Origin of the sequence: Holdemania filiformis DSM 12042, assembly GCF_000157995.1 — a bacterium.
In the GTDB taxonomy this organism is placed as follows: Bacteria; Bacillota_I; Bacilli_A; order Erysipelotrichales; family Erysipelotrichaceae; genus Holdemania; species Holdemania filiformis.
In genome coordinates, this window is record NZ_GG657562.1 from 411,297 (window position 1) to 433,161 (window position 21,865).

General features: G+C 52.1%; 25 protein-coding genes and 1 riboswitch. Of the genes, 3 read left to right on the plus strand and 22 right to left on the minus strand.

Annotated elements, in window-relative coordinates:
* Positions 1-206: 206 nt before the first annotated feature.
* A riboswitch (cobalamin riboswitch) is annotated at positions 207-383 on the minus strand.
* A 50-nt stretch (positions 384-433) separates the two neighbouring features.
* The 7 genes from HOLDEFILI_RS17800 to HOLDEFILI_RS17830 all read right to left on the minus strand — a co-directional run bounded on the left by HOLDEFILI_RS17800 (position 434) and on the right by HOLDEFILI_RS17830 (position 6,428).
* The gene (locus HOLDEFILI_RS17800) at positions 434-877 is read right to left on the minus strand and encodes a hypothetical protein (RefSeq protein WP_156788979.1); all 444 of its coding nucleotides are present in this window, start codon (positions 875-877) and stop codon (positions 434-436) included.
* 16 nt (positions 878-893) lie between these two features.
* Positions 894-1,628: a hypothetical protein gene (locus HOLDEFILI_RS17805; RefSeq protein ID WP_039865426.1), complete on the minus strand. Its 735-nt coding sequence runs from the start codon at positions 1,626-1,628 to the stop codon at positions 894-896.
* Between the two features lie 39 nt (positions 1,629-1,667).
* A complete protein-coding gene (locus HOLDEFILI_RS17810; protein ID WP_006061342.1) occupies positions 1,668-2,399 on the minus strand; it encodes a hypothetical protein in 732 nt (243 codons plus the stop codon).
* 169 nt (positions 2,400-2,568) lie between these two features.
* A complete protein-coding gene (locus tag HOLDEFILI_RS17815) occupies positions 2,569-2,811 on the minus strand; it encodes a hypothetical protein (protein ID WP_006061343.1) in 243 nt (80 codons plus the stop codon).
* Positions 2,812-2,963: 152 nt separating this feature from the next.
* A complete protein-coding gene (locus HOLDEFILI_RS17820) occupies positions 2,964-3,560 on the minus strand; it encodes a recombinase family protein (RefSeq protein WP_039865427.1) in 597 nt (198 codons plus the stop codon).
* A 145-nt stretch (positions 3,561-3,705) separates the two neighbouring features.
* Entirely contained in the window at positions 3,706-5,034 is a 1,329-nt protein-coding gene (locus HOLDEFILI_RS17825) for a TldD/PmbA family protein (RefSeq protein WP_006061345.1), read from the minus strand.
* Positions 5,031-6,428: a TldD/PmbA family protein gene (locus tag HOLDEFILI_RS17830; protein WP_039865430.1), complete on the minus strand. Its 1,398-nt coding sequence runs from the start codon at positions 6,426-6,428 to the stop codon at positions 5,031-5,033. Before HOLDEFILI_RS17830 ends, HOLDEFILI_RS17825 begins: the two co-directional genes overlap by 4 nt.
* Before the next feature lie 104 nt (positions 6,429-6,532).
* Here HOLDEFILI_RS17830 and HOLDEFILI_RS17835 point away from each other — a divergent pair, with 104 nt between their 5' ends.
* A complete protein-coding gene (locus HOLDEFILI_RS17835) occupies positions 6,533-7,090 on the plus strand; it encodes an HD domain-containing protein (protein WP_006061347.1) in 558 nt (185 codons plus the stop codon).
* Positions 7,091-7,231: 141 nt separating this feature from the next.
* Here the strand turns inward: HOLDEFILI_RS17835 and HOLDEFILI_RS17840 are convergent, their stop codons facing one another.
* From HOLDEFILI_RS17840 to HOLDEFILI_RS17875, 7 genes are all read right to left on the minus strand, one after another.
* Entirely contained in the window at positions 7,232-8,392 is a 1,161-nt protein-coding gene (locus HOLDEFILI_RS17840; protein ID WP_006061348.1) for an amidohydrolase family protein, read from the minus strand.
* Entirely contained in the window at positions 8,380-9,540 is a 1,161-nt protein-coding gene (locus HOLDEFILI_RS17845) for an amidohydrolase family protein (RefSeq protein ID WP_050767020.1), read from the minus strand. Before HOLDEFILI_RS17845 ends, HOLDEFILI_RS17840 begins: the two co-directional genes overlap by 13 nt.
* 232 nt (positions 9,541-9,772) lie before the next feature.
* Positions 9,773-9,955, minus strand: a complete 183-nt coding sequence (locus tag HOLDEFILI_RS17855; RefSeq protein WP_006061351.1) for a hypothetical protein — start codon at positions 9,953-9,955, stop codon at positions 9,773-9,775.
* 11 nt (positions 9,956-9,966) lie between these two features.
* On the minus strand, positions 9,967-10,446 hold the full coding sequence (locus tag HOLDEFILI_RS17860) for a hypothetical protein (RefSeq protein ID WP_039865435.1): 480 nt from the start codon (positions 10,444-10,446) through the stop codon (positions 9,967-9,969).
* A gap of 1 nt (position 10,447) precedes the next feature.
* A complete protein-coding gene (locus tag HOLDEFILI_RS17865; protein WP_039865436.1) occupies positions 10,448-10,648 on the minus strand; it encodes a helix-turn-helix transcriptional regulator in 201 nt (66 codons plus the stop codon).
* A gap of 367 nt (positions 10,649-11,015) precedes the next feature.
* Complete coding sequence (locus HOLDEFILI_RS17870) at positions 11,016-11,276, minus strand: hypothetical protein (protein ID WP_006061355.1); 261 nt, start codon at positions 11,274-11,276, stop codon at positions 11,016-11,018.
* Positions 11,277-11,295: 19 nt separating this feature from the next.
* The gene (locus HOLDEFILI_RS17875; RefSeq protein WP_006061356.1) at positions 11,296-12,927 is read right to left on the minus strand and encodes a putative manganese-dependent inorganic diphosphatase; all 1,632 of its coding nucleotides are present in this window, start codon (positions 12,925-12,927) and stop codon (positions 11,296-11,298) included.
* 211 nt (positions 12,928-13,138) lie between these two features.
* Between HOLDEFILI_RS17875 and HOLDEFILI_RS17880 the strand changes: the two genes are divergently transcribed.
* Entirely contained in the window at positions 13,139-13,909 is a 771-nt protein-coding gene (locus HOLDEFILI_RS17880) for an AzlC family ABC transporter permease (RefSeq protein WP_006061357.1), read from the plus strand.
* A gap of 90 nt (positions 13,910-13,999) precedes the next feature.
* Here the strand turns inward: HOLDEFILI_RS17880 and HOLDEFILI_RS17885 are convergent, their stop codons facing one another.
* From HOLDEFILI_RS17885 to HOLDEFILI_RS17895, 3 genes are all read right to left on the minus strand, one after another.
* Positions 14,000-15,376: an MATE family efflux transporter gene (locus tag HOLDEFILI_RS17885; RefSeq protein WP_006061358.1), complete on the minus strand. Its 1,377-nt coding sequence runs from the start codon at positions 15,374-15,376 to the stop codon at positions 14,000-14,002.
* Positions 15,373-15,999 (minus strand): TetR/AcrR family transcriptional regulator, encoded by a 627-nt coding sequence (locus HOLDEFILI_RS17890; RefSeq protein ID WP_039865438.1) that lies wholly within the window; start codon positions 15,997-15,999, stop codon positions 15,373-15,375. Before HOLDEFILI_RS17890 ends, HOLDEFILI_RS17885 begins: the two co-directional genes overlap by 4 nt.
* A 201-nt stretch (positions 16,000-16,200) precedes the next feature.
* Positions 16,201-16,680 carry a MarR family winged helix-turn-helix transcriptional regulator gene (locus HOLDEFILI_RS17895; protein WP_006061361.1) on the minus strand — a complete coding sequence of 160 codons (480 nt, stop codon included), beginning with the start codon at positions 16,678-16,680 and terminating at the stop codon, positions 16,201-16,203.
* A 177-nt stretch (positions 16,681-16,857) separates the two neighbouring features.
* Here HOLDEFILI_RS17895 and HOLDEFILI_RS17900 point away from each other — a divergent pair, with 177 nt between their 5' ends.
* Positions 16,858-17,166 (plus strand): AzlD domain-containing protein, encoded by a 309-nt coding sequence (locus HOLDEFILI_RS17900; RefSeq protein ID WP_039865439.1) that lies wholly within the window; start codon positions 16,858-16,860, stop codon positions 17,164-17,166.
* A 138-nt stretch (positions 17,167-17,304) separates the two neighbouring features.
* Here HOLDEFILI_RS17900 and HOLDEFILI_RS17905 read toward each other — a convergent pair whose 3' ends face one another.
* From HOLDEFILI_RS17905 to HOLDEFILI_RS17925, 5 genes are all read right to left on the minus strand, one after another.
* Entirely contained in the window at positions 17,305-17,967 is a 663-nt protein-coding gene (locus HOLDEFILI_RS17905) for a manganese catalase family protein (protein ID WP_006061363.1), read from the minus strand.
* A gap of 161 nt (positions 17,968-18,128) precedes the next feature.
* Positions 18,129-18,638 (minus strand): nitroreductase family protein, encoded by a 510-nt coding sequence (locus HOLDEFILI_RS17910; protein ID WP_039865441.1) that lies wholly within the window; start codon positions 18,636-18,638, stop codon positions 18,129-18,131.
* Between the two features lie 52 nt (positions 18,639-18,690).
* A complete protein-coding gene (locus HOLDEFILI_RS17915) occupies positions 18,691-19,560 on the minus strand; it encodes a methionyl aminopeptidase (RefSeq protein WP_425268591.1) in 870 nt (289 codons plus the stop codon).
* Positions 19,561-19,583: 23 nt separating this feature from the next.
* Positions 19,584-20,243, minus strand: a complete 660-nt coding sequence (locus HOLDEFILI_RS17920) for an HD domain-containing protein (protein ID WP_006061366.1) — start codon at positions 20,241-20,243, stop codon at positions 19,584-19,586.
* A 57-nt stretch (positions 20,244-20,300) separates the two neighbouring features.
* Positions 20,301-21,617, minus strand: a complete 1,317-nt coding sequence (locus HOLDEFILI_RS17925; RefSeq protein WP_006061367.1) for a M18 family aminopeptidase — start codon at positions 21,615-21,617, stop codon at positions 20,301-20,303.
* Positions 21,618-21,865 lie beyond the last annotated feature (248 nt).

Below are 21,865 nucleotides of genomic sequence, written 5' to 3' on the forward strand. Positions count from 1 at the left end.
CGACGCCAGTTCATCGCTGGCAACCTCATAATCACATTGCCGCGAAGTTTCTTTCAGAAACGAATAAGCGCAACAGCGTTGATCCATTCCCAATCCCCCTTTCCAAATAAAAACTCATTCCTGAATTCAGAATGAGTGAGTTTGACTATTCCATGATTAAAACAGAGCTAATCACAGCCTAGCCTTTAATCCTTCACCCAGAAGACAAGACTTCTTTCATTCAGGCCGGTCTACCGACTTCGCTTCATCCGCCCTTCCGCCTTCCCATATCGATATACAGTGGCTGTTGGAAGTTTGTCCGCTTCACGGTTGCTGGGGCAGTCAGAGAAATTCACTCTGTTCCCGATTAAGCAGTTTCCTGCACCTGAAATGCGAATCCATTATATCATGACTGGTAATAAAATAAAGTTAATTTGCTTAAAAAACCTTCCGGTTACAGGAAGGTCAGAAGCAGAGCGGTGATCCCCTCGCTGGCCATCAGCAGCATCGTGCCTGTGACAACGGAAAGTTTCCGCTTACAGATAAAACGAATCAGAAGGAGAATCAGCGTACTTACCGTGCCTACCGTAGAAAGCAAGTTCCTCACCGAATTCCAATTGTCTATCCAGCGCAGGTCATACAACAGCCCGAAGACCAGCACGGCGATAAAAGCCAAAATGCCACGTCTCCATTTCTTCGGATCCGTTTCCATACCGGAACGATCCAGGCATTGAAACAAAGCGACAAATAAAATAAAGCAGTAACTAAGAATCAACCGCAGATCTCCATCCAGATCCAGACCCTGCGTCTGACAGCCGATCAAAATGCCGGCCAGCAGGGCTTCCAAAAGCACGAACACAAAAATCGGTTTCATTCGTTTTCCTATTGTTTTAAGCATATCCATGTCGTCCTCCTTACCGATGAATCATCAGATCCAATACCAAATTGTCGGATAACGATGCCTGCCTGACAATCCGGCCGCTGGCCGGACTGATCACCACGCCGATTTCTTTTCCCTGATCCGCAGCTGAAAATACATAAAATCCGGTTTTCTTTTCACTGCGCGTCAGTTCAGGTGCGTCGTCTTTAAAAATCAGTTCCAGTCCGGAAGGAGAAGTGTTGACCGCATAGTGAATCTCCTCATAGCCTTGCCGCGTTAAGATCGCTTCCGCCTGATTTACGGTTTTCATTCCCGTAATGATCGGAAATAAAAGCACAGCGGCCAGTTCCAAAGTGAAAATACAGACAAAAAGTTCTGAAATCCGCTGGCCCCAGCCTGGAATCCATTTGCGCAGACAGCTATGGTAGAGGAAATAACCCAAAGCCATCATAAGCGCGTAACTCCATGCCAAAGAATAGGGCATGGCCAGCCAGACGCTTAGTCCAGCGATGAATAAAATGATCGTCATAACCCATGAAAACACTCCGGTTTTCAGCCAGTCCTGACGTTCTTTTTCTTTTCCAGCCTTTCCCCGCAGCAGCCACAGAACAAAGAACGTCGGCGGCAACGCTGCAAACGTTGTCACCTCTACGATATTCTTATACAACCGCTGACTGACAAACAGAATCACCCCTAAATCGAGTCCATAAAGGATAATCGTCAGGATCATCAAACCATATCTTTGCCAAAAGCTCGTTTTTTCTCGCATTGCAACCTGCCTCCTTTTCAACAGATACCCTGACATCACTTAATGAGAGATGATGGAATTCAAAGCTGCGTTTTCAGAAACAGACGTATGGACTATAATCCGGCCGCTGGCTGGACTGACAACCACGCCGATCGCTTCTCCTTGATCCACAGCTGAAAATACATAAAATCCGGTCTTTTTTTCACTGCGCGTCAACTCGGGTACGTCGTCTTTAAAGATCCATTTTAGCTCAGATGGAGAAATGTTGATCGTATAGTGGATCTCCTCATCGCCTTGCCGCGTTAAGATCGCTTCCGCTTGATTTACAGTTCTTAAACCCGTGATCCACGGAAATGAGAGAAGAAGAAAGAATTCTAAAACCAAAATGCAGACATATATTTCAGAGATTCGCTGTCCCCAGCCTGGAATCCGTTTGCGTAAACAAGCATGATACAACAAAATGCCTGCACCCATGGCAAGACTATAACCCGATTCTAACATATAGGGCATCTCGACCCCTATATAAAGCGCCATGGCAAAGAATAACGGCGGCACCAGCCATCGGGATAGCCTGGAATTGAGCTCATCTTCGCGTTTTTTTTCCCGGCCCTCTTTACCGCGCATAAGCCAGAATACAAAATTTATCGGAAGCAGTGCCGTAACAAATGACACCTCTACGATATTCTTATACAACCGCTGTGTAACGAAAATGATCAATGTGAGATCTATTCCATAAAGCAGGATTCCCAAAAGCATCAGGCCGTATCGGTTCCAAAAACCCCTTTCTTTCATACTTTCACCTCAAATCGGTAATTCTTTATTTATTTTAACATGTTCCGGAATGCCGCAAAAGCCGCGTGTCAGCGACTTCATGAATTATTCATAATTAAACTTGGATTTCAGACTTATTAGCTTTAAAACGTGCCGATAAAACGCAATAAGATCCGGATAACCGGATCTTCTATTCCTTTTCACTGATCGCATGGATCAGTTCCCGTTTGATTTCCTCTGCCGTCTGAGCTTCGGCCTTCCGTCCTAAAATATAGGTAAAACTATCGCTCCATTCCTGGTCTCTATAGCTCTCTGCCGCAAGCCGGAGAACAACCTTTCGGAGTACGGGACGATAGGTCTGTGTATGCAGATCGGACAGATAAGGACATCCGCATTGATTTGCCAAAAGCTCCAGTAAACTTTGTTTCGGCATTGTGTTCGTCCTCCTTTTTGTCAACTAAAGCAGACTTTTTGTGACATTCAGAATATAATAAATTTATAAGCGAAAACAGCCGATTTACAGGCGTTTTCGGGATGAAATGATCAGTAATAAAAAGTCTACTTTTTTAGATGACAGGCTGAAAACTAAGCCTGACGCTTGCACCACCGCAGAAAGGTTTCGTGCGAAACGCCAAGCTGTGAAGCGGCCTGCCGCGATGAAATTTCGTTGTTTTTCCACTGCTGCTTAAGTTCGGTAAATTGATCGGGAACCGGGATTTTCGGTCTTCCGAACTGAACGCCTTTGCGCTTTGCCGCCTGGATGCCTTCTTTCTGCCGCTGGCGGATATTCTCACGCTCGGTCTGCGCGACATAGCTCAGCAGCTGCAGCACCAGATCGGCGATCAAGGTGCCGGTCAGGTCTTTCCCCTCCCGGGTATCCAGCAGCGCCATATCCAGAACGACGATATCAATCCCTTTTTCCTTGGTCAGATACCGCCACTGCTGGATAATTTCTTCATAGTTGCGGCCCAGGCGGTCGATACTTTTAATCACAAGCAGATCGCCTTTTTTCATCTTGCGGATAAGCCGCCGGTAACGTGGCCGGTTAAAGTCTTTTCCGCTCTGCTTTTCGACGATGATGTTTTTCTCGGGAACCGGGAACTCCAACATCGCAATCATCTGCCGGTCTTCGTTTTGATCCTTTGTCGATACGCGTACGTAGCCATAGATTTGGCATGTCATGATCTTTCCTCCTTTTTCAATTCTATATAAAACCCTATACAAAACGCAATTATACGCCAAAGGTAAAATTTTCCAGCACATTTTAGTAAAAATTAAAACACAGATTTCTCTGTGTTTTAAGTAGATGTAATAATTAATTTAATAATTATTCACCAGATATCGCAAGCTGATCCACAAGAAGGGAACCGCAGCTTACGCTGTTTAAGTCCTGCCGTCCGTCACAGCCTAAAGCCAGGATGGAATTCATCATTTCCAGATAATTTCCGGCAATTGTGATCAAATGAATCGGATAGGCCAGCTTGCCCTGTTCGATTTTAAACCCGCTGGCCTGCAGCGAGAAATCGCTTGTCAGCGGATTCAGTCCCGCATGCAGACCTTGTAAGTCAGTAATCAGCACGCCGTCCTCGGTCTGCGCGATCATTTCATCCAGGGATAAATCGCCCGGTTTTACAAGCAGGTTGGTCGGCGAAACCTGAACCGGAGCGCTGCATCCGTTTTTAAACCCATTGCCCGTCGAAGCCCGGCCGCCTTTCAGCGCGCTCTTGCGGTCAAATAAAGCTTCTTTGAACACACCGTTTTCGACGATCACCGTGCGCTGGGTCGGTACGCCTTCATCATCGAAATCACAGCTGGAAAAGCCATCCGGCAGCTGCGGTTCGTCGACGATGGTGATCAGCGGACTCATAATGGACTCGCCTTGACGATCTTTCAGAATGGACAAATCCTTTTGAATCTGTTCAGCGCTGAACATTGCCCACAGGGAAGCCAACAAATCCGTCGCAACATCATAGCGCAGAATTGTCCGATAGCTGCCGGAAGGAATCGACACGGCATCCAGCTTATTCACTGCTTCCCGAACCGCTTCCTCAACAAATTCAGCCGCTTGGTCTTCATCCAGATCCTTGATCGCACGCCAGCTGAAGCCGTTGGTCTGTTCTTTCCCATTCGAAGCGATGACGCTCAGCGTGATCAGGCCCAGTGTCGAACGCCGGGTCGCTTCCAACCCCTGCGTATTGGCCAGTGTCGTTACCGACGTCGTTTCCTGATAACCGCAGGCCGATACCCGCAGGATCCGCGAATCTTTTTTCAGGGCCGCGGCTTCCACCTTTTTCATGAATTCGATCTTGTCGCTGACCGTTCGGCGGGCGAGCGTATCATCGCTGCGGTCGTCGTTCATCGGCGTCTGTCCCGGCGTTAACAGCACAGTGTCTTCTGTTTCCAAAGCGTCGGCCAGCTGGCGGCATTGAATTGCCAAAGTCCGCAATGACGCCTCATCGGTTTTCTCCGTGTAGGCGCTGGCGCAGCGGCCCTGGCGCGTCCCCCGCAGTGAAAGTCCGCTTTTATCCGAAACGACAAACTGGCGCGGCTGTCCGTCCAGAATGTCAAAGTGCAGCGTTTGGGTCTGGCTCTGATAGACCTCCGCTTCTTCCAGGCCTGCTTCCTTTGCGTAGTTTAAAATTGTTTCCGCGATCATTTCAATTTTCCTCCTTTGCCGCCGACCGTCATGTGCGTAACGCGGATCGTCGGCTGGCCGACATCCGTCGGAATTGAACCGCTCTTGGAGCCGCACATCCCCTGCTCGCGCGAACCGTTGTCCGCGATCTTATCAATTCTGAACAGAATTTCCGCGCCGTTGCCAATCAAGGTCGCGCCCCGGACCGGTTCAGCCAGCTTGCCATCGCGGATCATATAGGCTTCTAGGACGGCGAAGTTGAAATCACCGGTGACCGGATTTACGGATCCGCCGCCTAAACGCTTGGCATATAACCCTAACGGCGTATCGGCGATAATTTCCTCAAACGTCGACGTACCGTTCAACAAGAAGGTATTGGTCATCCGCGACGTCGGTTCAAAGGTGTAGTCCTGACGGCGTGCGGAGCCGGTCGCTTCCATGCCCATCCGCCGGGCGTTCAGCGGATCGATTAGATAGCCCTTCAGCACGCCGTTTTCGATCAACAGATTGCGGCGGGTGGCCTGGCCTTCATCGTCGATATTGTTGGAACCCCAGGCATGCGGGATCGTTCCGTCGTCCACGGCGTTGACCAGCTCGCTGGCCACTTTCTGACTCAGCTTGCCGCAGAAGACGGAATTGCCGTAAGCAACGCTGGTGGCTTCTAAGGAATGGCCGCAGGCTTCATGGAAGATAACACCGCCAAAACCATTGTCGATCACGACGGTCATTTCTCCGCTCGGGCATTCGTCGGCGTTCAGCATCACCTTGGCCGTGCGGGCAGCGTCCCGCGCCATCGCCTCGACGTCGATCTGATCGTAGAATTCATAACCGGCATGCGCGCCCGGCGCTTTCGCGGAATTCTGCATCCGGTCGCCGTCCATCGCCACCGCCTGCATGCGCAGCCGCGTCCGCTGGCGGTTATCGCGTACCAGCCTGCCGTCGCTGGAGGCGATGATGACGGTCTGGTCTTCATCAGCCAGATTGACTATCGCTTTTTTGATCACCGGATCGTAGTTCAGCAGCGCGTCGTTGGCCCGCTGCATCAAAGCCCGGCGCTGGGCTAACGTCACGCTTTGCACGGGAATTTCCGGGGCGTGCTGATCCTGAATAATTTGTTCCTGGATCGCCGGACATTCCGCCTGACGTTTGCGGCCGATCGCCGCAGTCAGCTGATCGATCACCGTGAGGATCTTTTCCTCCTCCTGCTCGTTGGTATAGCCGTACACCGTGCGCAGTCCGTCAAAGATCCGAATGGACAGCCCCCAGCGTAATCCGCTGTTGGCTCCCTCCAGTTTCCCATTGAGCATCGAAGCGCTGCACGTCCACTTTTCTTCTTCAAACAGCTCCGCGAAATCTCCGCCCCGCGCCAGTGCCCGATCGAGATACCGCTGTGCTTTTTTTGTATCTAAAAACATGATTTCTCCCTTCCTTTCCTGGTTTTTCATGAATTATTCATGATGGATAACTTGTTTTTCTGTGTGAACCTTGTTATGATGGGACTTGTAGTTTTTCAAAAGGAGTGATTTCATTGGAAAAACCCATTGGATCCCGGTTGAATTTTACTGATTCCGAAGAAGCGCTGGTCAGCGAATTCATGGAATTGGTACAGGATATACTGCATATCGACGATGTTCAGGAGCTGCGCGACTATGTCCAGCATTGCAAAACCACGCGCCTGCAGCACTGCGTCAACGTCGCTTATTATACATTTTTAATCAGCCGCCGGCTGAACCTGAACGTCCGCAGCGCCACCCGCGGCGCGCTGCTGCACGACTTTTATCTGTATGACTGGAAGAACAACGAACAGCCGATCGAAGGCCGCCACAGCGTCGTGCATCCGCAGGTCGCGCTGGCGATGGCCCGGCAATCCACCGCGGTGGATCCGATCATGGAAGACTGTATTCTCAACCACATGTGGCCGATGTCCCGCCAACGTCCGCAGACGAAGGAAGGCTGGGTCGTCCAGGGTGTGGATAAGCTGTGCGCCGCGATGGAAATGAGCACGCAGTCAGCCCGCCGCCTCAGTCCGGTCAAGCTGAAAGCACTGATGGTCTCGGCCATTGCCGCCCGGTATTGAATCTCACAAATCATTCATTGAAGCACGCCTTGCCGGCGTGTTTTTTTGCGGCTTTTTCCGGCCTGCCTCGCCGTCTTTTCAGCTGCATCATGAAAGCAAGCAAAGGCTTACCGCAGCGGGCAAGCCTTGTTTGTTTATTCGTTACGCCTGGTAAACGATCTTGCCGTCGATGATCGTGCAGCGGTTGCGCGCATCGGTATCGACTGCCGGCATACCGTCAAAAATCAGCACGTCGCCGTCTTTGCCCGTTTCCAACGAGCCGACCCGGTCGTCGCAGCCGATAATCTTGGCGGCGTTGATCGTAATCATCGCCAGCGCACGCAGCTCATCCAGACCGGTACGCACCGCTTCGCCAGCCTGAGTGATGATCATATACGGAACAAAGCACGGGCCGTCCGTCATGATCGCGCAGCAGACGCCCCGCCGGTCCAGCTCGGCCAGACAGTCGATATCGACCTTGCAGCCCTCGCCGCCAAACAGCGGTGCACCCAGCGGACCGTAAATCACACCGCGGACATGCTTGCTCGAAGCGATCTCATCATAGAAATCACTGGACCCTAACGCATGATCCAGCGTCACGTCGAAATCAAATTCATCCGCCAGCTGCAGCAACGACATCATGTCATGCTGATAACAATGCACCTTGAGCGGAATTTTCTTTTCCAGAACCAGCAGTCCGTTTTCCATCCCCTGATCGAACTTCGGCATTTTCTCCGGATCGCTCACACCCTGGACTTTTTTCGCCTGGTAGTCCTTCACTTTGAGGAAGTAATCGCGGAACAGATCCGCCACGCCTAAACGCGACATCGGCAGCGCTGTGCGCGGTCCGTAAACGCCCTTCGGGTTCACGCCCATCGCCGCTTTCAGCGCGATCGGATTGCGCAGCGTCCGGCTGGCCAGCGACGTCCCCGCTGATTTGACGGCGCACGCTAAGCCGCAGATCACATTGCCGCTGCCCGGTGTAATCGCGCTGGTCGTAATTCCGGCCTTTGCGGATTCCATAAAGGAGCGGTCAAGCGGATTGATGCCGTCATACGCCTGAATTTCCGGCGTCTGCGGCTTGGTCAGTTCATTGAGGTCCTGCGCCCCGGTATCCGTATCGAAGCCGCCGATATGCGAATGCGCGTCGACCAGCCCCGGCATGACGATTTTACCGCTCGCATCCAGAATTTCTGCCCCGGAGGCTTCCAGGTTCTCGGCCACCTCGATGATTTTGCCATCGTCGCCGATCAGCACGTCAGCCTGTTCCAGAACGCCCTGCGGACCCATCGTCAGGACTTTGCCATTTTTTATAAGAAGCATTTCATCACATCTCCTTTCCGATACAGAATTTCACCGTTGGCGATCGTCATTTCCACAGCGCCCTTGTAGCTGGTGATCGGATTGGCGCTCCACAAGACGAGATCGGCACGCTTGCCTTCTTCCAACGAACCGGTCAGCTGTTCGATCCCCAAGAGCTTCGCCGCGTTGTAGGTCAGCATCGTCAACACGGTTTCGCTGTCATGAATCGCTTTCTGCATTTCCAATGCCGACCACAACAGATCCTCGCGGCCGCCAAAACCATTATCCGCCGCGCTGAACGCCACGGTCGCGCCCTGCTTTGCCAGCTGGGCAATTCCCGCGTAATCGGTGTTGCGCGTATATTTGTTGAAACCGTTAGCGGGATTGGCAACGATCAAACCGCAGCGCTTTTCCGCCAGCTCCTGCAGTGAACCATCGACGCCGAAGCCGCCGCAGAACACAAGATCGAGGTCATAATCCGCGACTGCCCGCAGCACTGAACGGATTTCCGCCGGCGTGTTGCAGCTGACAAACAGCGGCATCTGCTTATCGACGACCGGTTTCAAGGCCGCCAGCTTTTCATCGCGTTCAACCTTATCTTCTTCCGGATGGTAATCCTTCGCGGCCGCCAGTTTTTCTTTCAGCATCGCAAAAATCCCCATTTTGGTCATCGGCGCGAGATTGCGGGAGCCGTAAGCTTCCTTCACCGCCTCTGTGACCGAAGCTTTCATGCCGACCTTTTCCCGGATCAACATTTTCATCGGATTGACGCCGTGCACCTCAAAAGCCGCCATCTGACCGCCGAACACATTGTTGTTGGACGGCGCGACGCCGACCGCGGTGATGCCGAAGGCGTAGATCTGCTGCCGGGTAATTCCCCGGCCGTTAAAGGCATATTTGACGTCCAGCTGCGGTGTAAACACATCGGAGCGTTCATCGTTGTCGTTGGCGTTGCCGCGGATTTCCCGGCCCGGGCCAAGAATCCCCCAATCGCTCAGCGGATCAATAAAGCCTGGAAACACATGCATCCCGGCAGCGTCGATCACGTCTGCGCAGGCCGCTTCCAGATGTTCGCCGATTTTGACGATCTTTCCGCCGTCAATCAACAGATCCGTGGTGCTTACCTGTCCCCGGCCGTTATGAACACAGCCGTTTTTTAATAAAATCATCGAATTCATCATCCTTTCCCTGATGTCCATTATACTGGTTTCCGGCGCCGGCTTCCAGAGGTTTCCGGTTCAGAATACGCAAAGTCGTCAAAAATGAGGTTCGCCGCGATGAAGATCCGCTGAAAAAAGATAAAAGCCAGATCGCTTCCGACAAATCCGGCTTCATGAATCCGTATTCAATTCACTCCAATGACAGCCGCGGTTCACTGCAATCCGCAGACTTTTCAACCGATCACAGACCGGACCGCCGGCGGGTTTCCACAATCCCCCACAGTATCAGTACAATTGCGGCCAGCTCCATCAGGATGAACAATCCCTCCGGCAGATTCTCGATCAGGCCGTGAACCGCCAACGCGACGGCGTTCACCAATAACCCCAATGTCAGCGGCCAGGCCCGCTTTTCACATTTGCCCATGCGGATCACCTCTAAATCCGGCGGCTGTAATAGAGCTTGCAGCCGATCATCACGACAAGGACGGCGATCAACACCGCCAACAGCGTAAAGAATACCGTGGCATTGAACATTCCGCTTAATAACAGGGCGAAATATTCCAGGCCGATCAAAATCATTAAGGCCGAGGAACACGTCTTCATCGCGATCAACGTCTGACGCTCATCCTGTTCCTGAATCCGGGTTTTCTTCTGTAATTCCGGATTCTTCAGCAAGTTTCTTACCTTCACCCAGAACAGGGCGGAGAATAACATTAAGCCGATGCCGGTTCCCGTATAAACACCCTTGAGAAAATCTGCGAAGGTCAGATCCGCATCCGGCGTCCATAAGTTCACGATCACCAAAACGACCAATCCCAAAACCATCCCCAGAACGGAAAGATTCCGGCGGGTTTTTAACGTTTTTTCATAATCGGCGCCGCTGGCCAGCGCATGACTTAAAACTTTAACCAACATTTCATTCATCCTCCTCAAATAAAAACACTTCTTCGATCGTCAGGTCAAAATACCGGGCAATTTTGTGCGCCAACATCAGCGAGGCGTTGTATTTTCCGTTTTCCAAAGAAATGATCGTCTGGCGGGTAACCTCAACCGCGTCGGCCAGTTCACTTTGCGATAAGCGGCGTTGTTTGCGCAGCTCCTGAACTCGATTCTTCAACTTGATCACGCTCCATAGTATAGCTAGCTTTACATTTTCAGTATAGTCAGCTTTACACATTCTGTCAAGTGAACTTTACACTTTTTCTGATAGTTCTTGAATGAGAGAAACGAAAGTAAAGCGAAATCATTCAGATTTCTTTTTTATCTGTTGTCCAAAGCGAAGCCCAGCCGAACCGCAGGCGAATAAGATTTCTCTCCGACAATCTTCTCTTTTCAGCTCAGCGCAAGCACTAAAAAAGGGCATTGCTGCCCTTGGGTGTTGATTTCATCCGATCTTCTTTGATTCTGCGTGCCGGTTTCCGGGTTCTTCCCCGTTATCCAGACAGCCCCAAACTCAAAGTCCGCTCAGATTTGCCCTCCATGAATTATCCGTTTGATGAATGCGTTTCTTTCTTCGCTGCCGTTTCCCAATGATTCAGCCGCCAGGTTAAAGCGCTGCTGAGAATCAAGCCGGCCAGCGGCAGGATCAGCTGTGCCAGCGTGAATGGATTCGACCGGCCATGAATCCCGTAATCATCGTACAAGGCGACGTCAAAACCGATGTTGCAATAGTTGACAATCAACATCATGAGAAACAACACCGCGACGGCAGAGCCGAGCCAACGCATGACCGTTATTTTTTTCATGGACTTCCTCCCGCCGGCTTTACATCTGTTTTAAAATCACAGAAAGCTTCGGCATCAACTGCTGCTTCCGGGAAATGATCTCATGATCATAACCGGAATTGTCGTCGAATTTCGTATCAATGATTTCGTTCATCACATAGGAAAGCGGTCCGCTGTAAACAAACATCGTGCCTTCCGCCATGATATGCGAGAACATCATGACCATTAAATCGAACTGCTTGGCAGTCTGTTCCTTTTCCAGCTGCTGACGGAAAGCCGGCAGAATTGCCTGAATATCTTCAATATTCTTATAGTTGGTCTGGCCGATCGCAATCTTGTATTTTCCCATATCGTAGGTCTTCAAGTCGCGGTTAAGGATCTGCGTCGGCGTCGATTCCTTCAAGGCCACCGAAGCACTCAACATTTCATCAGCGTAGTGATCGAGATCCACCCCGGCGATCTCCGCCAGTCCGTAAGCGACGTCCTTATCCAGCTGGGTTGTCGTTGCGGATTTAAAATGCAGCGTATCGGAGATGATCGCGCTCATCATAATGCCGGCCATCTGCGCCGAGGGGATGATGCCGTTTTCCTTATACAGCTGCGCGATGATCGTGCAGGTACAGCCGCAGCGCTGGTTGCGGTAGAAAATCGGATAGGAGGTTTCGATATTGCCAATGTGATGGTGATCGATAATTTCCTCGATTTCCGCGTCGTCAATGTTGTTGATCGCCTGATTTTTAGCCGAGTGATCGACCAGAATAAACTTCTTGCGGCGATAGTTCAGCAGGTGATAGCGGGAAACCGCGCCGACCGCTTTGCCTTCGATATCCAGCACCGGATAACTGCGGTAGCGGGTGTTCGCCATTTTCTTCGCGACGTCATCGACATATTCATCGTCCTGAAATGTAATCGGATTGCGGCTCATCAGGCTTTCCACCGGGAAGGCTTCGTTGATGACCTTGGCAACCTTCATCGTATCCCATGGCGTGCGGATGACCGCGCAGTCCTGTTTGCGCGCCAGTTCAAGATTGTCCGGACTGATCTCCTGATCACAGGTAATGATCATGCACCGCGTGCCCATTTCCAGCAGCTGCCGCTGCTTGCGGTTGCCGTCCGAGAGAATCGTGATCGAATGGCGGAAGTTCTCCTCAAACTTTGTGCCGTCGTTGAGCGTGACGATGAACACTTTGCCATTGGTCTTGAAGTTCTTCGGCTCGTAGTCGATCTCGCCGTTGATCGTCTTGGCCAGCGCGGACAGCGAAGCGGTTTTCATCAGCTTATGCATCAGCTCGTCACTCATCATCCGCGGCGACGCCAGGTTGGAGGTGGATACAATTCCGGTCAGCTTCTGCTGCTCATCCAGCACGAACAGCGACTTGTTGCGGGCCTTGAACAAAACGTCCCAGGCTTCCTTCAGCGAGGTCTTGGTCGTGATCAAGGTCGGTTCGTCGATGTCGATATCGCGCAGCTGGGACCGCGCGTCTTTCAACAACAGCGGATTTTCCAATCCGAAGCGTTTCAGTACATATTTGGTTTCTTCGTTGAGCGGCCCTAACCGGCACGGAATCGCATGAACGCCCAACCGCTGCTTGAGTTCAGCATACGCCAGGGCAGAACAAATCGAATCGGTATCCGGATTCTTATGACCGACGATATAAACATATTGCTGCATAAATTCACCCTATCATTTTTTCCCACGCCGTTTCCAGGAAACGGCGGTCTTCCTTATAGCGTTATTATAGCATAAAGCCGCCCCGCGCCAACCGCCGATGCTCAAATTTTTAAGGGGAAAGCGTATTTTTTTGCCCCTGACCGTTGACGAAAAAGCATGAAAAACCTAGAATGAAAGATAAATCAAAACAGAGTTGGGGGATTTATACGTGATGAGTCAGAATAATTTAGGGTGGAAACAAGGCGTGAAGGACGGACTACCGATCGCGCTGGGTTATCTTTCGGTGTCGTTTACCTTCGGCATGGCAGCCGCAGCAGCCGGTTTGTCCGCGGGCGAAGCGGTGATGATTTCGGCGACCAATCTGACCTCCGCCGGCCAGTTTGCCGGTCTGACCTTGATCCAGACGCAGGCCTCGCTGCTCGAAATGGCGCTGACCACGCTGGTGATCAATTTGCGCTATGCCCTGATGTCGCTCTCGCTGGCGCAGAAGCTGGATCCGGCGATGTCCCGTCTGCAAAAAGCCGTGCTGGCGTTCGGCAATACCGATGAAATCTTCGCGGTTGCCGTCAGCCATCCGATTGTCCGGTTTCACTATATGCTGGGGCTGATCCTGACGCCGATGGCAGGCTGGGTCGGCGGTACGTTTCTAGGCTGCGCGTTCAGCGCCCTGCTTCCGGAAGCGGTGCGCGCGGCCTTCGCCGTTGCGATTTACGGAATGTTCATCGCGATCGTCGCGCCGGTTGCCCGGCAGTTAAAGTCCGTGGCCATCGTCGTGGGAATCGCCGTGGCAATGAGCGTGACGCTCCATTTCTGTCCGCTGTTCAGCTGGATTTCCGAAGGCTTTTCGATCATTCTCTGTACGCTGGCCGCGGCCGCCTTGGGCGCCTGGCTGTTCCCGGTTCACGAAGCGCAGTCTCCGCCTTCAGCTCCCACGCCGGCTTTGGCAGCTGAGAAAACAAGCCCGGATTCCGCCGCCGGATGATCCAGAACACCCGCTGACCAAAACAAAAAACGGTTCTGACCGGAGGTTTTCGCACAACCGGGATTCAGAACCGTTTTTTAATAAAAAGAATCAGGCCACCGAAACGTCAAGCTGCATATTCCGGCTCGCTATTTTTTTCATTGATTTCACAGACAGCACGCAGACCAGCAGCGTCAGCAGATCCGCGGCCGGCTGGGCAAAATAAATGCCGTTGACGCCCAGCCAACGCGGCAGCATCAGAATAAACGGGACATAGAACAGACCCTGACGGATCAGCGACAGGAACAAACCATACCGGCTTGCGCCAATCGTCTGGAACGTGATCGTCATCATATAACACAGACCAAACGCCGGATACAGCGCCACCTGCGAAATTAACAGCTTCGCGCCGTAATCGATCACCGCCGGATTGGAATTAAACAGTTGGATCAGCGGCCGGGCACTGACAATATAGAGCGCCGCAACGATCACGGTCAGCAGCAGCGAGGCCTTCAAAGCAAACTGAACGCACGCGTGAAAGCGGTCTTCATTTTTTGCGCCGAACGCATAGGACGCTACCGGCTGATAGCCCTGCATAAAGCCCATGATCACATAACAGCCGATCAGCACTAAACGCTGCACTACGCCATAAGCTGCGATGATCAGATCGGCATCGGCCATCGGCTTCGCTGCCATATTCGTCAGCGAGGTGGCGACTGCCAGACAGATCTGGATTACCGCTGTTGGAATTCCGATCAGGGTCACCGTTTTAATCAACTTCCAATTTGGTTTGAAGTAACGCGGATGAATCTTGATGATCGATCTGCCGCTGGCATAGAATCCAACCAGAATCGCGAAGGTGACAAACTGAGATACCGTCGTCGCTAACGAAGCGCCGCCAACACCTAAGCCTAACCCCCAGTCGAACATAAAGATTGGATCCAGCACGACGTTCAGCACCGCACCGGTGATGACGGCGATGGAAGAAATCCGGACCGAGGACTCCGCCCGGGCCGCACAGTTCAGGCTTTGCGCCGGTAAATTGGCCAGCGCGGCGATGAACATCCAGAAGGCATAATCTTTTGCCTGCGGCAGCACCGCGGAAGAGGCGCCGAACGAACGCAGCAGCGGCTCCATGAAAAATATCCCGCCGACGCACAGCAGCGCGCCGATCAAAACCGAAAGTCCGATCACCGTCGTTACCGTCGTGTTCGCACCTTTTTTATCCGCCGCGCCCAATTGCCGGCCGGCCAGCACCGCCGCCCCGGCGGCAAAGATATTTTCCACAGACACCATGATCAACAACAGCGGCAGCGTGACGCCGACCGCCGCCAGCGCGATATCGGAGTGAAGCATGCCGATATAAGCGGTATCGACGATGTTATACACCGCTTTGGCCAACAACGCAATCGTGGCGGGAACCGCCAGTTTAACGATCGCCTTGGACGGGCGCAATTCGCCCAGAATAGAATTTTGTGACTGACTCATAACCCTTTCCTTTCCGCGTCTACGACGCCATACAACAAGATTGCCAACGCTCTTTGACACAGCTGTTCGCGCTCTTTTCCATCCGCGGGATCGGCTTGCCCTTTTCCCGCATATTGAGCATTGATGAAATCCTGAGCCTGCCGGAACAGGTCGATTACTTCCTCACGGGTGAAATCCGGACGCAGCTGAATCTGGCCTAAGAGCGTATCGAGAATCTCCATGTTATACCGATCAAATTCCAACCTAGCCTCCGCGATCGCCGGCCGCAGATGCGGCGGGGCAGAGAGCAGCGCTTCACAAAATAATCTCAGCTGATCGGGATGTTGATCAAAATAAGCCCAGCGGACTGCGAAATACTGATCCATTCGGGTCTGAATATCGCCCACGCTGTCCGGCAAAGCGGCTTTCAGCGCTGCGGTCAAGCCGTCAAAGCAAGCCTGGACGCAAGTCAGATACAGTTCGTCTTTATCCTTGAAATAATGGTACAAAATCCCCTTGGAAATATCCCCTTCGGCACAGATCACATTGATCGAGCTGAGCCCGTAACCTTTTTCCGCAAATTCCTTCGCCGCGCTTTCGAGAATCCGCTGACGGCTGATTTGATTTTTTTCTTCGCGTTTCATCATTGCCTCCACACAAAACAAACCAGTTAGTCTGTTTTATGATACGATCCTATCACAAACAGACCAGCTGGTCAATATTTGAAGAATCAAGATCGACAAATTTGCTTTTTTGTCTAGGCTGGATTATCCGCTTGGCGTAACTTTATAACTTAACAAAACATCTGCACGAAAAAAGCCGTGCATTCACGGCTTACCTTTGCCCTATTTCTCAATCGTTTCTTCCCGTTCAAAATCAGCGTCAGCCAATCGTTGGATATTCTGGATCAGCTGTTGATTTACACGCTTATAGATCTCCAAATCTTCCTGGGATATCGCTTGGGTAACCCGCTGGGCAAAGCGCGTCCAGTTTTCCTGCAGCGTCTGAATGATCGGCGCCGCTTTCTCCGTCAAAATCAAATGCGTGATGCGGTGATCGCGAGGATCAACTTCCCCGCGCAGATACCCTTTCTGCATCAGCGAATCGACACTGCGGCAGACCAAGCTTTTAGACACGCCTAAAGTGACGGTCAGTACTTTTGCCGTATCCATGTGAGGATTGTTGGATAAGAAAATCAGTAAATTCATTTCATTCGGTGAAAATGGTTCCTTGATAATTGCCCGGCAGCAGTATTTACTGTAAGCTTCGCGATAACGAGCGTACCATTGAAGCATTTCCCCAGCGTTTAAATCTTGAACAATCATCCCAATTCCCTCCTTGTGGCGGAAATTTAACGACGCCTCACTTTTTAGCCGTTAAACTCATAGCTTGTTTTCTTTTATTTTATGATAAAATAAGTGCAAATGCCAGCCTGGAACTGAATTCTCTGAAGTGCGGGCAGCATCATAAGAGTTGATTTCGATTACAATGAGGGAGAGCTTATGCGTTTATCGTTAATTTTTTATACCTTAGTGATGGCTGGGGTCACTTATCTTCTGCGTGCAGCCCCGATTCTCATCTTTCAGAAAAAGATTGAAAATCCGTTTATCCAAAGCTTTTTGTTTTATGTTCCGTATGCCGTGCTGGCAGCGATGACCTTCCCGGCGATCTTAACGAGCACGCGCTGCTGGCCCAGCGCTATCGCAGGGCTGGTGACGGCGCTGGCCTTGGGGTGGCGCGGCAAGGGCCTGTTGACCGTTGCGCTGGCAGCTTGCGCGGCGGTCTATGTCGTAGAACTGATCGTACTCTAACAAAACAGAATAAAAAAACCGCGCTTACAATTGAAGATCCTGGCGCGGTTTTCATTTGATGTTCTAGCTTACGTTAATGTATACAGAAAGCCGGCATTTCACCGGAAATTCGCAGCTTTCCAGTTTTTTTTACGATCCTTATTCCTTGAATTCCGGCGGGTTTTTACGTGCAGGATCGAAGTGCTGGCCATCACCCGACAAATCGAAATAAATCCGGGAATCGGAAGTCACGCCCCAGTCTTTCTGGGAACCGCTGTCGACAATCCGGTTAAACGCCTGCCGGAACATCGTGTTGTGCGCTTCCTCACGGTTTAATAAAAAGTCGATGACCTCACGCACACCTTCATCCTCAATCTGCCGGTATAAATACTGATAAACAACCTTTGCCCGCTGCTCCGCCGCGATATCGGACAATAAATCGGCCGCCAGATCGCCGGTTTCATTCACATACGCCGCTGTCCACAAGTAACCTGAAGCGTTTGCCAGCAATGGTGTTAAACCGGTCAGCACATGAGCTTCCATGCCGCCGACGGTCGCTTCCTTGGCATTGAGCTGATCGCCGTTAAGCTGATTGATCATCTCGGCAACAATTTCCATGTGGCATAATTCCTCCGCCGCGATATCGAGAAATAAATCCTTGATTTCCTTATCCTGAATCCGCAGACTCTGGGCGAAATACTGCATCGCCGCCTTCATCTCACCCTGTGGCCCGCCTAACTGTTCCTGCAGCAGAGCGGCATAGGTGGGATTCGGTTTCTTAACCTTGACCGGGTGCAGCAGTTTCTTCTGATGTTTAAACATGACGTTTCCTCCTTCGGTATTTTCAAGCTTTGTTCGCTGGTATTAGAATGAACAGAAATGAGGAAACTCAAACGTAAAATTCATTAAACTATAGAAAAACCGCGGTTCCAGGTTAACAACCCGTGAAATCGCGGCTTTATTTTAAATTCAGGAACTCGCTATCAGGCCACAACCGTCATCGTTTCCGACTTGACTGGATGCGCTTCCGGCTGTTCTGCCGGGGTTCCCACGACCAGCGAACCGACGCAGAGATAGTCCTGCGGCACGCCCAGCGAAGCGGATAATCCGGCAAACTTCGGATGATTGAACACGTGCCGGCTGTAATCGATCCAGCACGTCCCCAACTGCAGCGCCTGCGCCGCCAGCATCATATTGGCGATCGCCAGCGCAGCGTCGGTTACCGGCGAATAAGCCTTTTTATCAGCGAACACGACGATTAACAACGGCGCGTTATAATAGGGATCTTCGTTCTCCGTCAATAAGGAAGCCAGCTGTTCGATCATATCCTTGCGCTGGATCGCCACAAAATACCATGGCTGTTGATTCATCGCGCTCGGCGCCGCCTGCCCCGCTTTAAGAACTAAATCCAGCTGATCGCTGCTGACGGGCTGGTCTGTGTATCGGCGGATACTGCGGCGGTTAAAGATCGCGTCTAAAACTTGATTTTCCATGCGTAGATCTCCCTTCGGATTTTTGATTGTCATGCTGCGTTAAACAACGACGTTAATACGTCAGAATCTGCGGGCCTTCCTCGGTGATGAGGATCGTATGCTCCCATTGCGCCGACGGTTTACCATCCTGCGTGTAGATCGTCCAGCCATTGTAGCGGTCCATTTCCACCCGTGCGCCGCCCATGTTGATCATCGGCTCGACCGTCATCACCATCCCCGGCACCAAAAGCATCCCGGTGTTTTTCTTACCGACATGAGAAACAAACGGATCGTCGTGGAACTTAATGCCGACGCCGTGACCGCCCAGCTCGCGCACGACGGAATAACCGCAGCTTTCCGCATAGCTCTGCACGGCCGCGCCGATATCGCCGACAAAATGCCAGGCCTGAGCCGCCGCGATGCCCCGGTTGAGGCATTCTTTCGTTTCTTCAACCAGCCGGCGGTTTTCGTCGCTGACCTGTCCGATCATAAACATCCGCGACGCGTCGGAATAAAATCCGTTGTAAATTGTCGAAACGTCGACGTTGACAATATCGCCGGACTTCAGCTTCCGCCGGTGGCTGGGAATACCATGGCAGACCTCGTTGTTGACGGAGGTGCAGACGCTTTTCGGATAGCCCTCGTAGTTCAGCGGAGCGCAGATTGCCCCGCGCGCAGTCGTCGTCTCATCGACGATCTTGTCGATCTCCTCCGTGCTCATTCCTTCATGAATCGCCGCCGCAACGGCATCCAGCACTGCGGTATTGATCTCGGCGCTGGCCTGAATCCCGGCGATTTCTGCCGGAGTGCGGATCAGGCTGTGCGGGGGAACGATGTGGCCGCGTTTTTTATAATACGCAATTTTCTGATCAAACGCCTGGTGGCATTCGCCATACGGACGGCCGCTGCCGCACCAGCATGGATCCTGGGGTTTAAGATGAATTCGCTTCATATTTCGCCTTCTCTCTATAAGATGATCTGATCGTTAATCACCAGCGAAAACGTCAGACCGAGTTTTTCCGCCGCTTTGCGGCACAACAGCATGCGCTGCATAAAAATTTCAAAATAATCCATAACCGCGGAAATCTGCGTATCAATTTTTAAGTCCAGAATGATCTTCTGATGATCGGCAGTAATTTCCGTCCGCGATTGATGAACCGCATAGTTGACCCGGTCGTGAATGTCAAACGTCGCGAAGTCGCGGTTGCGCACACGCGAGCGCCGGACGTCGGTTTTATCCGCCAGGATCAGCGCCGCCGCTATCGGGTTAACCGGATAAGCCGTGCTTTCGTCATGATTGCCGATCGCGCTGATGATCGTCGAGATTTCCTCCGCCTCCGCGCCCAGCTTGTCCAGAATGCGGAAGGCCATGACCGCACCGCTCTGCGCATGATCGACCCGGTTGATCACGTTGCCGATATCGTGCAGCCATCCGGCGATCTCCGCCAGTTCCGCTTCCCGCGGACTGTAGCCGAGCGTTAATAAAATTTCCCGGGCTTCTTTGGCAACCTTGCCGACATGCGCGAAGCTGTGCTCCGTGTACCCCAGCGCCGCCAACGCTTCGTCCGCCTTCTGGATATAAGTTCTGACCTGGGGATTGTTTCTGACTTGTTCAACGGTAATCATTGGCCTCGCTCCTTCCCGCGGTTTCCGCTATTTCTACTATGGACCGGCAGCCGCGTTTTAATCCGCCTGCTGGATCAGCACGCCCTCCTCCAGCATACAGCGGTGCGTGCTGTAAAACTGCCTGATCGCCCGGATCATCGCCGCGCTGTCTTCGACCCCGGCCGTTTCATTGCACGAATGCATGGCCAGCTGCGGTAATCCGATATCAACTGAAGCAATGCTGACCTGCGAAGTGCTGATGCTGCCAAGCGTGCCGCCGCCCTTCAAATCCGAGCGGTTGGTGAAATACTGCGTTTTGACGCCAGCCTGACGGCACAGCTCAACAAACAACGCGGAGCTGATCGCGTCGGAGGTATAGCTCTGGTTGGCATTATATTTGATCACAATGCCCTGGTTCAGATAGACGCGGTTGGTCGGATCGGATTTCTCCGGCACATTGGGATGAACGGCATGAGCGTTGTCCGCGGAAATCATCAGCGACGAGGCCAGTGCCCGCTGCAGCTCCTCTTCTTTCAGCTGCACCGCGGACAAAATCCGCCGCAGCGTATCGATTAAAAAGGCCGAGGCCGCGCCCTGGCGCGTGCGGCTGCCGACTTCCTCGTTATCGAAGCAGCAGTACACGTTCAGCGACCGGCGGCTGTGTCCCTGCAGAAATCCCTGCAGCGTCGTATAAGCGCATTGCAGATCATCGAGATGCGGACTCGAAATAAATTCGTGATGCCGGCCCCAGACATAGCCTTTCTGCAGACAAGTTAAGTACAAATCAAAGCTGAGCACATCCGCCTGAGCGATCCCCAGTTCTTCTGCCAGCAGCGATTTCATGTCAAACGGCTCGCTGCCCAGGCCGATCAGCGGAAGCATATCCTTCTGAGCGTTGTAGCTGGCGTTGGTATTGGCTTCCCGGTTCATGTGGATCGCCAGGGAAGGAATCGTCAGCAACGGCCGTTCTATATTGAGATACCGGCTGACAATCTGTTCACCCTCGCGCACGATTACCCGGCCGGCCAGCCCCAGCGGGCGGTCCATCCAGGTGCTGCAAAGCATGCCGCCGTAACCCTCCGTGTTCAGCTTGAGATATCCGTTTTCACAAATAACGGCATTCGGCTTCAGCTTAAAGGTCGGAGCATCGCTGTGGGAAGCGACGATATTGAAGCTCAGCTGGTCCAGCGTTTCCGGCATCTGCCATGCCAACAGACTCGAATGATTGCGGATCGTAAAATAACGGCCGCCCGGCGTCAGCGTCCAGGCTGCGCTCTCTATTTGTTCTTCATACCCGGCTTCCGTCAACCGCGCTTTCAGCTGCTCCACCGCCTGAAAGCTGGTTGGACTGGCCGCGATAAAATCAAGCATGTCTTGAATTTCTGTGTATTCCATTTTCTTCACCTCGTTTGATTTTCGGAAATTCCCGAAATTTTCATTCCTAAAACTTAGCCGCAGAAAACTGCGTCATCTCAATTATACTCATTTTCCCCGTCAGCGACACATAAAAAACATCAATTCCCGGCGGATTTGACTGTTAAAACAACGCAAAACGGACAGAATGACTAGCAGAATCATGAAGAACGAATTCAAGGAGGAAACGACATGACCATCCAAACCACTCTGCCCCGGGTCAACGAGCT